The organism is Zoogloea ramigera, assembly GCF_006539865.1.
Classification (GTDB): Bacteria; Pseudomonadota; Gammaproteobacteria; order Burkholderiales; family Rhodocyclaceae; genus Zoogloea; species Zoogloea ramigera.
The window spans coordinates 1-13,110 of the sequence record NZ_BJNV01000013.1 but is presented as its reverse complement, the minus strand read 5'-3'; the positions used below and the strand labels follow the sequence as shown (position 1 = coordinate 13,110).

At 62.4% G+C, this 13,110-nt stretch carries 14 protein-coding genes; 10 read left to right on the top strand and 4 right to left on the bottom strand.

Features of this window, described 5'->3' with window-relative positions; genetic code table 11:
- Positions 1-4: 4 nt before the first annotated feature.
- Entirely contained in the window at positions 5-1,612 is a 1,608-nt protein-coding gene (locus tag ZRA01_RS05725; protein WP_141350308.1) for an NAD(P)/FAD-dependent oxidoreductase, read from the bottom strand.
- Positions 1,613-1,838: 226 nt separating this feature from the next.
- Between ZRA01_RS05725 and nhaR the strand changes: the two genes are divergently transcribed.
- Positions 1,839-2,762, top strand: a complete 924-nt coding sequence (gene nhaR / locus ZRA01_RS05720; protein ID WP_174851594.1) for a transcriptional activator NhaR — start codon at positions 1,839-1,841, stop codon at positions 2,760-2,762.
- A gap of 57 nt (positions 2,763-2,819) precedes the next feature.
- Here the strand turns inward: nhaR and ZRA01_RS05715 are convergent, their stop codons facing one another.
- Positions 2,820-3,764 carry a Tim44 domain-containing protein gene (locus ZRA01_RS05715; RefSeq protein ID WP_141350166.1) on the bottom strand — a complete coding sequence of 315 codons (945 nt, stop codon included), beginning with the start codon at positions 3,762-3,764 and terminating at the stop codon, positions 2,820-2,822.
- 373 nt (positions 3,765-4,137) lie between these two features.
- Between ZRA01_RS05715 and ccoN the strand changes: the two genes are divergently transcribed.
- From ccoN to ZRA01_RS05675, 8 genes are all read left to right on the top strand, one after another.
- A complete protein-coding gene (gene ccoN / locus ZRA01_RS05710; RefSeq protein ID WP_141350164.1) occupies positions 4,138-5,565 on the top strand; it encodes a cytochrome-c oxidase, cbb3-type subunit I in 1,428 nt (475 codons plus the stop codon).
- A 16-nt stretch (positions 5,566-5,581) separates the two neighbouring features.
- Positions 5,582-6,256, top strand: coding sequence for a cytochrome-c oxidase, cbb3-type subunit II (gene ccoO / locus ZRA01_RS05705; protein WP_141350162.1), 675 nt, complete (start codon positions 5,582-5,584; stop codon positions 6,254-6,256).
- Positions 6,257-6,298: 42 nt separating this feature from the next.
- On the top strand, positions 6,299-6,487 hold the full coding sequence (locus tag ZRA01_RS05700) for a cbb3-type cytochrome oxidase subunit 3 (protein WP_141350160.1): 189 nt from the start codon (positions 6,299-6,301) through the stop codon (positions 6,485-6,487).
- On the top strand, positions 6,480-7,403 hold the full coding sequence (gene ccoP, locus ZRA01_RS05695) for a cytochrome-c oxidase, cbb3-type subunit III (protein WP_141350158.1): 924 nt from the start codon (positions 6,480-6,482) through the stop codon (positions 7,401-7,403). Before ZRA01_RS05700 ends, ccoP begins: the two co-directional genes overlap by 8 nt.
- 99 nt (positions 7,404-7,502) lie before the next feature.
- The gene (gene ccoG, locus ZRA01_RS05690) at positions 7,503-8,942 is read left to right on the top strand and encodes a cytochrome c oxidase accessory protein CcoG (protein WP_141350156.1); all 1,440 of its coding nucleotides are present in this window, start codon (positions 7,503-7,505) and stop codon (positions 8,940-8,942) included.
- 18 nt (positions 8,943-8,960) lie between these two features.
- The gene (locus ZRA01_RS05685) at positions 8,961-9,488 is read left to right on the top strand and encodes a FixH family protein (protein WP_141350154.1); all 528 of its coding nucleotides are present in this window, start codon (positions 8,961-8,963) and stop codon (positions 9,486-9,488) included.
- A gap of 13 nt (positions 9,489-9,501) precedes the next feature.
- Positions 9,502-9,642, top strand: coding sequence for a DUF3149 domain-containing protein (locus ZRA01_RS05680; RefSeq protein WP_141350152.1), 141 nt, complete (start codon positions 9,502-9,504; stop codon positions 9,640-9,642).
- Positions 9,643-9,682: 40 nt separating this feature from the next.
- Entirely contained in the window at positions 9,683-9,925 is a 243-nt protein-coding gene (locus ZRA01_RS05675) for a hypothetical protein (protein WP_141350150.1), read from the top strand.
- A gap of 91 nt (positions 9,926-10,016) precedes the next feature.
- On the opposite strand, the gene ZRA01_RS05670 is transcribed toward ZRA01_RS05675, so the two are convergent.
- Positions 10,017-10,460 (bottom strand): universal stress protein, encoded by a 444-nt coding sequence (locus ZRA01_RS05670; protein WP_141350148.1) that lies wholly within the window; start codon positions 10,458-10,460, stop codon positions 10,017-10,019.
- Between the two features lie 268 nt (positions 10,461-10,728).
- Between ZRA01_RS05670 and ZRA01_RS05665 the strand changes: the two genes are divergently transcribed.
- Positions 10,729-12,366: a PHA/PHB synthase family protein gene (locus tag ZRA01_RS05665; protein ID WP_141350306.1), complete on the top strand. Its 1,638-nt coding sequence runs from the start codon at positions 10,729-10,731 to the stop codon at positions 12,364-12,366.
- A 26-nt stretch (positions 12,367-12,392) separates the two neighbouring features.
- On the opposite strand, the gene ZRA01_RS05660 is transcribed toward ZRA01_RS05665, so the two are convergent.
- Positions 12,393-12,905 carry a DNA-deoxyinosine glycosylase gene (locus ZRA01_RS05660; protein ID WP_141350146.1) on the bottom strand — a complete coding sequence of 171 codons (513 nt, stop codon included), beginning with the start codon at positions 12,903-12,905 and terminating at the stop codon, positions 12,393-12,395.
- Positions 12,906-13,110: the final 205 nt, after the last annotated feature.

The following is a 13,110-nucleotide window of genomic DNA, read 5'->3' as shown; positions in this document are numbered from 1 at the left end:
TGCGTCAGGCCTGCTTGAGCAGGTCGAGGGCCAAGGCTTCGGCCACCTTGATGCCGTCGACGCCGGCCGACAGAATGCCGCCCGCGTAGCCGGCCCCTTCGCCGGCCGGGTAGAGGCCTTTCACGTTCAGGCTCTGGAGGTCGTCCCCGCGGGTGATGCGCAGGGGCGACGAGGTGCGCGTCTCGACGCCCGTGAGGACGGCATCGTAGAGATTGAAGCCGCGGATCTGGCGGTCGAAGGCCGGGATGGCCTCGCGGATCGCCGCGATGGCGTAGTCGGGGAGGGCGGTGGACAGGTCACCCAGGCGCACGCCCGGTTTGTACGACGGCTCGACGCTGCCCAGCTTGGTGGACGGCTTGCCCTGCAGAAAGTCTCCGACCAGTTGCCCCGGTGCCTCATAGGTGCCGCCGCCCAGCTCAAAGGCGCGGCTCTCCAGCTCGCGCTGCAGCGCGATGCCGGCCAGCGGGCCGCTGCCGGGGTAGTCTTCCGGCGTGATGCCAACCACGATGCCGGCGTTGGCGTTGCGCTCGTTGCGGGAATACTGGCTCATGCCGTTGGTGACGACCCGGTTGGGTTCGGACGTCGCAGCCACCACCGTGCCGCCGGGGCACATGCAGAAGCTGTACACCGCGCGCCCGTTGGCGGCGTGATGCACCAGCTTGTAGTCGGCCGCGCCCAGCAACGGGTGGCCGGCGTGGGGGCCGAGGCGGGCCTTGTCGATCAGCGACTGCGGGTGTTCGATGCGGAAACCCACCGAAAATGGCTTGGCTTCCATGAAGACACCCTTGTCGTGGAGCATCTCGAAGGTGTCGCGGGCGCTGTGGCCGAGGGCCAGCACGACGTGGTCGGCGTCGATCTCGTCGCCGGTGGCGGTTTTAACGCCGCGCACCTGGCCGTTGTCAATGATGAGCTCGGTGACCCGCTGCTCGAAGCGGATCTCGCCGCCCAGCTCGCGGATCTCGGCGCGCATGTTCTCGACCATGCCCACCAGCCGAAAGGTACCGATGTGCGGCTTCGAGACGTAGAGGATCTCCTCGGGCGCGCCGGCCTTCACGAACTCGGTGAGCACCTTGCGCCCGTAGTGTTTGGGGTCCTTGATCTGGCTGTAGAGCTTGCCGTCCGAGAAGGTGCCCGCGCCGCCTTCACCGAACTGCACGTTGGATTCGGGGTTGAGGGTGTTCTTGCGCCACAGGCCCCAGGTGTCCTGGGTGCGCTCACGCACCGCCTTGCCGCGCTCGAGCACGATCGGGCGAAAGCCCATCTGGGCCAGCACCAGCGCCGCGAAGATGCCGCACGGGCCGAAGCCGATGACCACCGGGCGGCTGCCGAAGCCCTCCGGTGCCTTGCCGACGAAGTGGTATCGGGTGTCGGGGGCGGGCTTGACGTGGATGTCGTCGGTAAACGTCTTGAGCAGCGCCGCTTCGTTCTTCACCTCGAGGTCGATGATGTAGATGAAGGACAGCGAGGTCGCCTTGCGTGCATCGTAGCTGCGCTTGAAAACAGTGAAGCTCAGCAGATCGGCAGGGGAAATGCCGAGGCGCTTGGCGATCGCGGCGGGCAGGGTGTCGGCGGCGTGGTCTAGGGGAAGCCGGAGTTCGGAGAGTCGCAGCATTGGGGGCATGGCGGGATGTTTGATCCCGCAGATGGCGTGTAAGACCACGGATTTTAACCGGATTCCAGGCTGGGGTCAGGGGCTCCCCTGAGCAGGTGCTGCGGGCTTTTGCCGGAGGCCGTGGCGGCCTGCCACTGGAGGGACAGGATTTCGGGTAAATTCTGATGGCGACCCCTGTGGGTTCGTAAAAATCGAAATAAAGCGCGTTTCTTCGGGGGTGGCGACCATGAATCTCAAGCATCTCTTTTACTTCTGGAAGACCGCGCGGAGCGGTGGTGTGGTGAAGGCTGGCGAATTGCTTCACGTGACACCGCAGACCATCAGCGGCCAGATCCGCCTGCTTGAGGAGAGCCTCGATACACAGCTTTTTGCCCGCGATGGCCGTTCCCTCGAGCTGACTCCCGCGGGTCGGCTGGCGATGGAGTACGCGGACGAGATGTTTTCCCTTAGCGCAGAGCTGGAGCAGGCGCTGCGCCATCACCCAAAGGGGCGGCCGGTGGAGTTCCGGGTCGGGGTGTCGGATGCGGTGCCCAAGTCGCTCGCCTATCGTTTGCTGCATCCGGCCGTCGATCCGGTGGATCCGGTGCGCATCATCTGCCGTGAATGGCGGCTCGATCGACTGCTGGCGGAGCTGGCGATCCACCGGCTCGACCTGGTGATCGCCGATTCGCCCATTCCGCCCTCGGTGGATGTGCGCGCCTACAACCACTTGCTTGGGGATTCGGGTCTGAGCTTCTTTGCCGCCCGTGCGCTGGTCGACCCGGCGACGCCGGCTTTCCCCGCGTGCATGGGAGCGCTGCCGGCGCTGCTGCCTGGTGAGGATTCGGCGATCCGTCGCAAGTTTGTCGATTGGCTGGACCGCAAACGGCTGCGCCCCCGCATCGCTGGCGAGTTTGACGATACCGCCCTGATGACGGCCTTCGGGCGGGCAGGCGTCGGTGCCTTTGCGGTGCCCACCGCCATCGAGGCTGAAACGCTCGCCGGGGGGGAACTGGTCCTGCTCGGGCGTGCCGAGGACGTGCGCATCGAGTACTTCGCGATCTCGGTGGAGCGGCGTCTGACCCACCCTTGCGTGCTGGCCATCTCCGAAGCAGCGCGGGCCGGCCTGGGCGCGCTCGAACACGACGCGGGCGCGCCGTCGGCGCGGTGAACGAAAAACCCCGCCCGGGCGTCGGCTCGGGCGGGGTTGAGTTGATGCGGGTTGCTATCAGGCGTTCTGCTGAATGCCCGCCACGAGCCAACCCGAGTTGCCGCTCTGCGGCTTGGTGAGGTGCCAGGTTTCGTCGATGGCTTCCGGGGCCGCGTTCACGTCTTCGCGCAGAAGCCCGGTGAAGCGCACGCTGACGATGTAGCGGGCGGCCTCTTCGGTCACGTCGAGAACTTCGGCGTTGAGCGACACGACGTCGGTCTTCTGGGCGCTGCCACTCTGCTCCATCCAGTTCATCTTGATCTCGGCGAACAGCTCCGGGGTGGTGTACTCACGGATGTCCTCGAGGTTGCGGGCGTCGTTGGCGGCCTGCAGGCGGATGAAGTTAACCTTGGCGTTGCGAACGAAGGCTTCCGCGTCGAAGTCGGCCGGAATCGACCCCGCCGGCTGCGCGTCAGCCAGGGCGGCGCCCGCAGCGCCGGCGGCGGCTGCGTGAGCAGGCTGAGTCGAGCTGCCGCTATATTCGGAGGGGTTCGAGCTGGTGTAGTTCATGGCGCCTGCACCGGCACCCGCTCCAGCCATCGCCGGTTGTTGCGATGCGGCGCGGCGGCGCATGAAGAAGCCGATCAGCATCATCACCGCGACGGCGATCAGGCCCATCATCATCATGGAGGCGAGTTCCTCACCAAACCCGAAGTGGGAGGCGAGGGCGGCGAGGCCGATACCGGCGGCGAGGCCTGCCAGCGGGCCCATCCAGGAACGCTTCGGCTGTGCCTGCGGCGCGGCGGGTGCGCCGGCCTGCTGGGCGCGGTTGGGCGCTGCGGCAGAGGTGGGGGCCTGGGCCGGCGTGGCGGGGGTGGCCGTCGCAGACTTCGGCTGGCTCAGTTCCTGGCGCTGCATGCCGGAGGATTTGCCGCCGCCAAAGCGCTTGGCGGCATCCGCGTCGCCGGTCGCCAGCGTCAGGCCAAGGGCGAGCGCGGCGGTCAGCAGGGCGAAGGATTTCATGGGGGTCTCCTGTTGTTGGGGGTAACCCTAAAAGGATAGCGCGCGAAAAATATAAATAAAATCAGAATTGTTGATGTCTTTTGTTCGGAAAAAACTGAATGTCGACAGCTCTGATAGAAGACCACGGTGATCCCCGACCAGGTGGAAGCCCTCTAAGTTATGGAGGCAAAAGAGAAAAAGTCTCCTCTCCGCACGATCTGGCAAAAACCTCGAAAGGCACATAGCGTAACGAGTTCGGCCGATCCCGCGGCGCAATAAAGTTGATCTGTGTCAAAATGTCGCCCTTATCGCGGGGTATCCTTCCGCGGAAGCCTGCAGACGGTTTGTCTCGTGGGCACGGGGGGTTTTGTTTTTCTTTATTGAGGTGACTCACATGCAATCGCAGACTTACAACTATAAAGTCGTGCGGCAGTTCGCCATCATGACGGTGGTATGGGGCATCGTGGGCATGCTGGTCGGCGTCATCGCCGCAGCACAGCTCGTGTGGCCCGAATTGAACGTTGCCGAATGGCTGCACTTCGGACGGCTCCGCCCGCTCCACACCAACGCGGTCATCTTCGCGTTCGGTGGCTGTGCTCTCTTTGCGACGTCCTACTACTGCGTCCAGCGTACCTGCCACACCCGCCTTTTTGCTCCGGGCCTTGCTGCCTTCACTTTCTGGGGCTGGCAACTGGTTATTCTTCTTGCCGCGATCACGTTACCGCTCGGTTACACCTCCTCCAAGGAATACGCCGAGCTCGAGTGGCCGATCGACATCCTGATCACCGTGGTGTGGGTGTCCTACGCCATCGTGTTCTTCGGCACCATCGGCACCCGCAAGACCACCCACATTTATGTGGCCAACTGGTTCTACGGCGCCTTCATCATCACCGTCGCGCTGCTGCATCTTGTTAACAGCGCTGCGTTGCCGGTGTCCTTGTCGAGCATGAAGTCCTACTCTGCTTACGCAGGCGTCCAGGATGCGATGATCCAGTGGTGGTACGGCCATAACGCCGTGGGTTTCTTCCTGACCGCGGGCTTCCTGGGCATGATGTACTACTTCGTGCCGAAGCAGGCCGGTCGTCCGGTGTATTCCTACCGTCTGTCGGTGGTGCACTTCTGGGCGCTGATCTTCACCTATATGTGGGCGGGCCCGCACCACCTGCACTACACCGCGCTGCCCGACTGGACCCAGTCCGTGGGGATGGTCTTCTCGCTGATCCTGCTGGCTCCGTCCTGGGGTGGCATGATCAACGGCATCATGACCCTGTCCGGCGCCTGGCATAAGCTGCGCACCGACCCGATCCTGAAGTTCCTGATCACCTCGCTGTCGTTCTATGGCATGTCGACCTTCGAAGGCCCGATGATGTCCATCAAGACCGTCAATGCGCTGTCCCACTACACCGACTGGACCGTCGGCCACGTGCACTCCGGTGCTCTCGGTTGGGTTGCGATGGTGTCCATCGGCGCGATGTACTATCTGATCCCGCGCATGTACGGCAAGACCGAGATGTACTCCACCAAGCTGATCACTGCCCACTTCTGGATCGCGACCATCGGCATCGTGCTGTACATCGCCTCCATGTGGATCTCCGGCGTGATGCAGGGCCTGATGTGGCGTGCCACCAACCCGGACGGCACCCTGACCTACTCCTTCGTCGAGTCCGTGAAGGCCAGCTACCCGTTCTGGGCCATCCGTGTCCTGGGTGGTGTGCTGTTCCTTACCGGCATGCTGATCATGTTCTACAACATGGTGAAGACGATCGCCGGTCAGAAGGCCTACGACGCTCCGGTGCTGGCACCTGCCGGCGCGCACGCCTGATCGGGAGGAAAAAATCATGGCTCAATCGAATCACGACATCATCGAACGCAAGGTTGGCTTGCTCATTGTCCTCACGCTCCTCACTGTGAGCGTTGGCGGCCTTGTCGAAATCGTTCCGCTGTTCTTCCAGCACTCGACCACCACCCCAGTCGAAGGGCTGAAGCCCTACGATCCCGTCCGGCTGGTCGGTCGGGATATCTACGTCCGGGAGGGCTGTTACAACTGCCACTCGCAGATGATCCGCCCCTTCCGTGCCGAAACCGAGCGCTACGGTCATTACTCCGTCGCCGGCGAGTATGTTTATGACCGGCCGTTCCAGTGGGGCTCCAAGCGTACGGGCCCCGATCTGCACCGTGTTGGTGGCCGTTACTCCGACCAATGGCACCGTGTTCACCTCCTGAACCCGCGTGATGTGGTCCCCGAGTCCAACATGCCGGCTTTCCCATGGCTTGATCGCCCGGCCAGGATCGACGACATTGAAGACAAGATGACGACGTTGCGAAAGCTGGGCGTGCCTTACAGCGACGAAGAGATCAAGGGTGCCCGCAAGGCGCTCGAAGGCAAGACCGAACTCGACGCCGTGATCGCTTACCTGCAGGGTCTCGGTACCGCGCTGAAGTCCGGCAAGGCCGCCGCTCCGGCGCCCACCGCCGAGGCCGCACCTGCGCCCGCCACCAACTCGGGCAGCTGAGCCGCTTCGGGACGAGCATTCTAAGAACGAAGGAGTGTGACCTTGGATATCAATGAAGCACGTACGGTGGTGACTGTCCTGGGGCTGGTGTGTTTCATCGCCATCACCCTGTGGGCCTACAGCGGGCGCGCACGCAAGGGATTTGACGAGGCAGCACTCCTGCCGTTCAGCGAGGACGACTTGCCCGCCCAAAAGGGTGGGCAAACCAAGGAAGGAAATAAAAATGGCTGACTTTGTTAGCGGTTTCTGGAACGCCTATGTGATGGTGTTGGTGTTCCTGAGCATTGCGTTCTGCGTGTTCGTGCTGGTTTCGAACAACAAGGCGCGGACGCCTGGCCCGGTGGGGCTGCACGACCACATCTGGGACGAGACCCTGCAGGAGTACAACAACCCGCTGCCCCGCTGGTGGATGTACATGTTCTGGATCACGATCATCTTTGCGATCTCGTATCTGGCCATGTACCCCGGCTTCGGCAACAACCAGGGCAAGCTGGGCTGGTCGTCCGGCGGCCAGTGGGAAGCCGAGCAGAAGGCCGCGGCCGAGAAGTACGGCCCGATCTTCGCCAAGTTCCGCACCATGGACCTCAACGCTGTTGCTGGCGACAAGGAAGCCAATGCCATGGGCCAGCGTCTGTTCCTGACCTACTGCGCCCAGTGTCACGGCGCGGATGCCAAGGGCGCAAAGGGCTTCCCGAACCTCACCGACAGCGACTGGCTGTATGGCGGCGAGCCGGAAACCATCAAGACGACGCTCCTGGGTGGCCGTCAGGGCATGATGCCTCCGTTCGGCCCGGCGCTTGGCGCTGAGGGGACCAAGGACGTGGCGAACTATGTCCGTTCCCTGTCGGGTCTGGCCCACGATTCCCTGCGCGCTCAGCGTGGCAAGGACTTGTTTGCCCAGAACTGCGTGGCTTGCCACGGTCCGGAAGCCAAGGGCACGCCCGCCCTCGGCGCTCCCAACCTGACTGACAAGGTCTGGCTGTATGGTTCCGGTGAAGCAACCATCATCGAAACCGTTACCAACGGCCGCAGCAACCAGATGCCCGCGTTCAAGGAATTCCTTGGTGAAGACAAGGTGCACCTGCTGGCCGCCTATGTTCTGAGCCTGTCCAAGAACAGCGCTGCACCGGCTGAGGCCAAGAAATAAGCCTTTCGTAAAAGTGTCTGCGTTTCAAAAAGATGATTCCCCGGGCTGGTCCCGGGGAGTTTTCGAGACAGAATATTAGAATATAGCGATATAACGATCATGAGTCAGCCTGACACCCAATCCCCAAAGGCCGCTGACGCTAAAGCCAAGGCGAGCTCCGAAAACGATGAGACCCTCTATGCCGTCCGGCAAAAGGTTTATCCCCGCGCTGTTACCGGAGTCTTCGCAAAGTGGCGGTGGATTCTGGTGTGGGCGACCCAGCTGATCTTCTATGGCCTGTGCTGGGTTCCATGGAATGACCGGCAGGCCGTTCTGCTCGACGTCGTCGAACGCAAGTTTTACATCTTCGACTGGATTTTCTGGCCGCAGGACGTGTTCTTCCTGGCGATCCTGCTGATCATCAGTGCCTATTCGCTGTTCTTCTTTACCGCGGTCGCAGGGCGCCTGTGGTGTGGCTACGCCTGCCCGCAGACGGTTTATACCGAGATCTTCATGTGGATCGAGGAGAAGATCGAGGGTAACCGTTCCCAGCGCATGAAGCTCGACGAGGCGCCGATGAGTGGTCGCAAGTTTGCGATCAAGGCGGCCAAGTTCGGCTCCTGGGGTCTGCTCTCGCTGTGGACAGGTTTCACGCTGGTCGGCTACTTCACCCCCATCCGCGAGCTTGTGCACGAAGCCCTCACCTTCAGCTTCGGTCCGTGGGAGCTCTTCTGGATCTTCTTCTATGGCGGTTTCACCTACCTGTTCGCCGGTGTCATGCGCGAGCAGGTCTGCAAGTACATGTGCCCCTACGCTCGCTTCCAGGGCGTCATGTTCGACCCCGATACCCTGGTCATCACCTACGATCCGGAGCGCGGTGAGCCGCGTGGCCCGCGCAAGAAAGGCATCGACCTGAAGGTCGCGGGGAAGGGTGATTGCGTGGATTGTGGCATCTGCGTCCAGGTCTGCCCGACCGGCATCGACATCCGTAACGGTCTGCAGTACGAGTGTATCGGTTGTGCGGCGTGCATCGACGCCTGCGATCAGGTCATGGAGAAGATGGATTATCCGAAGGGGCTGATCCGCTACACCACCGAGAACGCGATGAAGCGCCACTGGGGGCGCAAGGAGATCATCGGCCACATGATGCGCCCGCGCATCATCATCTACGCTACGGTGCTCGTGGCGCTCTGTGTGGCGCTGGTGTGGGGGCTTGCAACGCGTTCGACGCTGCGTGTCGACGTGCTCAAGGACCGTTCCACCCTGAGCCGTGAAGTGGAGGGTGGTCTGATCGCCAACGTCTACAACCTGCAGGTCATGAACATGACCGAGGGGCCGCGTCGCTTTGCCCTGTCGGTGAGTGGCCTTGACGGCGTCCAGATCTCCCCCAAGGAGCCCTTCGAGGTGGATGCCGCCGGCCTGAAGTCGGTGACGGTGGAAGTTGCCGTGCCGCCGGAGTCGGGCAAGCCTGGTTCCAATACCGTTTATATCGAGGTCAAGGCGCTCGACGACGAGACGGTCTCCGTCCGCGAGAAGACTTCCTTCCTCATGCCCCGCTAACCCAGGATTCAACTAAAAATGAGTGCAACCCAGACCCGTCGCGATTCCCTCCCCTGGTACAAGGAGCGCTGGACCTGGCTCCTGATGCTGATGCCGGCGACGGCGATCGTGGCCGGTTTCATCACCCTGTGGCTCGCAATCACCTCTTTCGACGGGCTTGTTGCCGACGATTACTACAAGCAGGGGCTGGCGATCAACCAGACCCTGGCCCGAGCCAACGCGGCCCAGGAGCGCGGCCTGGTCGGGCAGGTGAAGTTTTCGGCCGATGAGATTTCCGTTGGTCTGGCTGCACGTTCGGGGGTCGAGCTGCCGTCCAAGCTGCTCGTCACCCTGGCGCATCCGACGAAGGGCGGGCTGGATCAGCAGCTCGTCCTGGAGCGGAGCGGTGATCTTTATCGTGGTGCCGTACGCGCTGCGCTCAGCAGTGCCCACTGGAAAGTTCTCATAGAAGATGAGTCCCGCAGCTGGAGGCTGTCAGGGACCGCGTTCCTCCCCGCAGAGACCGAGATCCGGATCGATTCGTCTGATCTCAAACCTGTAGATTGACTAGGAGGATGTCATGGCTTGGCAAGAGTTGTTCTCGACCGATATTGGTCTCATGAGCGTATTCACCATCGCTTTCATCATCGGCATGGCGGTTTACCTCTACCGTTTCGCAAAGCGGCACATTGCAGAAGATGAAAAGCAGGCTCATGGCTGATAGCCCCGGAGCCCGTAGGTTTTTTGGAAGGAGCTGAAGGATGTTGAAACTGATCCAGGTGTTGTGGCCGTCGTTCATTGTTGCCGGGATAGCCGAGATCGTGTTCTTCACGGTGGTCAATCCCCAGGAGCTGTATTTCATGGGGGTTCCGGTGCATTTCTCGGCGATCGCGACATACTCGATCGGTTTCTTTGGCCTCTGGCTGATTTGCGCCAGCTCCAGCCTGGTGACCTTGTTCTTCCAGCGTACGGCGGAAGAGATCAACAGGTCAGATCTGGACTAGCCCCTGCCACCTTGAGGCGTTTGCCGACGCCAAAACAACAAGGCCCCGCAAGCTTCCAAGCTGCGGGGCCTTGTCGCGTTTGCGGGGCGTCTCAACGATAAACGAGTACGGGAATCTTGCTGTGGGTGAGAACCTTCTGGGTCTCGCTGCCGAGCAACAGACCGCTCAAGCCGCGCCGGCCATGGGATGCCATGAAGATGAGGTCGCTGCCGTTGCGCTGGGCTGCCGCGATGATGGCCTCGAAGGGGACTTCGCTGACGACCGTGTCACCGTTGGACTCGATCCCTGCGGCATTCGCCGAGGCGTTGTAGCGGGTAAGGATTTTCTCGGCTTCGGCCGCAGCGGCCTTGCTGAACTGCTCCGGCGTGGTGGGGTCAAACAAGGCGCCTTCACCGTAAAGCGGCGTCGGGAAGTCGGGTTGAGCATAGAAGAAAGTGATTCTTGCGCCTGCATCCTTGGCAAAGCTGATTGCCCGCTCGACCGTCGAGTCGGAGAGTTCGGAGCCATCGGTAGGAACGAGAATATTCTTGAACATGAGATCACTCCGATAGGGAAGGGAACGAAAACATTATAGGACCGATTGCGTTCCATGGCCGTTTGATGCAGGTCAATCGAGTCTCGACTAGGAGGCGCGAACATGCACGACAGACGCCCATGACGCGACAGCACCCCCGTGCTGTCGAGGCGCAGTTTAAAGGAGAGCTCTCGTGAGTCCACGTGTTCCTGCTGCACCTATCGAGCTTGCCCGCAAATCCCTGCGGACGCTCCACGATAGCGTCGAATCGTCGATCGACCCCCTTGGCATGGCCGCCCCGCTGGTTCATGCCCAGCTTGCCTGGATGGCGCATCCCCAGGAGCTGGCCGATAGCATGGCGAGCATCTCCAGCAGCCTCTGGGCGCTGCAATGGCACACCTGGAGGAGGGCGATGGGCCTGCCCAGCGACGACCCCCTGAAGCCCAACGTGGATGACGTGCGCTTTGCCGACAAGGTCTGGGAGGAGTCGCCCACCTGGGATCTCGTCAAGGAGTGGTATCTGGTACTCACCCACCACGTCCAGGACATGCTCTACGAAACGCCGGGCCTGTCCCAGAAGGAGCGCCGAAGGGCGGCGTTCTGGTGGCGGAAGTGGCTCAACGCGGTCGCGCCCACCAACTTCCTGATGAGCAACCCGGTGGCGATGCAGCGGGCGATCGAGACCCGGGGCGACAGCCTCGTGAAGGGCATGCGGAATTTCCTCGATGACCTGCAGGCGGGCAACATCCGAATGACCGACCCCGGTGATTTCAAGGTCGGCAAGAACCTGGCGCTGACACCCGGCAAGGTGGTGTTCCGCAACCGGCTCGTGGAGGTAATCCATTACACGCCGAGCCAGGCCAGGGTGCATCAGGTACCGGTGGTGATCGTCACCCCGTGGATCAACAAGTTTTATATCCTCGACATCAACCCCAAGAAGAGCCTGGTCCGCTACCTGCTGGACCAGGGCCTGGATGTGTTCATCACCAGCTGGAAGAACCCGGGTGAAGAGATGCGCGATGTGCGCTTCGACGACTATCTGATCGAGGGTGTCCAGAGCCTCGTCGACACCGCCCGGGCCGTCAGCGGCTCCGCCAAGGTGCACGCGATCGGCTACTGCATCGGCGGTACGGCGCTCACCACTTACATGGCCTGGGCCAACCGGCATTACGCTGAAGAGGACGTGCCGGTTGCCCACTGCACCTTATTCACCACGCTGGTCGATTTCCACAAGCCGGGTGACATCGAGGTGTTCGTGGACGAGGGCAGCATCCGCTACATCACCCAGAACATGGAGAAAAAAGGCTACCTGGACGGTGCCGAGATGGCGTCGGCCTTCAGGTTGCTCCGCTCCAACAGCCTGATCTGGCACTACGTGGTGCATGGCTGGCTGTATGGCGAGACACCACCGCCCTTCGATGTGCTTTACTGGAACATGGACACCACACGGATGCCCTACGCGATGCACGCGTGGTACCTGCGTGAGCTTTACCTGAACAACCACCTTATCGACAAGGACGCGCTCACGGTTGCCGGCGAGCCCATCGACCTCGGCCGGATCACGCAGCCGGTGTATGCGGTCGGGGCCGAGGACGACCACATCGCGCCGTGGCGCCAGACTTTCAAAACCCTCAACCACGTGAGCGGGCCGAAGCGTTTTGTGTTGTCGAGCTCGGGGCATATTCTCGGCATCGTCAATCCGCCCGTCGATCCGCCGAAGCGCCGTTTCTGGGTTGGCCCGGCCCGTCGCACAGATACGGCGGAGGGCTGGCAGGGCGGTGCCGTGGAGCAGGCCGGGAGCTGGTGGCCTGACTGGATGGAATGGCTCAAGCCCCAGTGCGGCGGGCTCGTCGACGCGCCGCCGGTGGCGACCGAGGCGTTTCCGGCCCTGGCCGATGCGCCGGGCACCTACGTGCTGGAGCGTTGAGCCCGTGCCGGAGGCGGGCGTGGACGTCAGCCGCCCGGAGCCGATGCAGTGAGTGCCCGCCAGGCCTCGAGCCGCCGGGCGTAGCTGTAGGCGGCATTGGCCGGGCTGGTGGAGGGCAGGCGGGTGAAGTGCAGTGAGTGATGGGGAAGCGTCTGCAGCACGTGGCGCCGAAAGCTGGTGTCCGCCAGCGTGCCGTTGAAGAAAACCCGCACGATGCGGGGATGTTCGGTCAGGAAGGTGGCAAAATCGTTGGCGACGATGGACGCCGGCGCTATGTTTCCGTCCAGGCTGCCTTCCCGTTCGCAGCACTGGAGCACGTCCCACAAGGCCAGGCCGGCGTCGGTCAGTTTCTGCAGGCGTGCCGCATACGGGAGCGCCGGGCTCGCGCCGAAGAGTTCGCCGAGTATCGGCCAGAACAGATTGCGCCGGTGGGCATAGTATTCGCCGGCCGCCAGCGAGGCCTGCCCGGGCATGCTGCCGAGGATCAGTGTATGGGCATCGGGCGCCGCAACGGGCGGGAAGCTGTAGAGCAGAGCCATCGGCTAGCCCCGCGCCCGGCGCTGCGTAGATTCGTGGTGCGGCGGGGATGTCTGCCGGGCCCGGGTTTGCCAGAGGATCTTGGGAAGCGACATGATATGAAGTTAATGAAGGGGTAGGAGAGCAGGACATGAAGCAGCGCGCCCACGTACTGGTCGTTGACGATCAAGCCGACAATCTGCTGATACTCGAAGATGCATTGTCTGA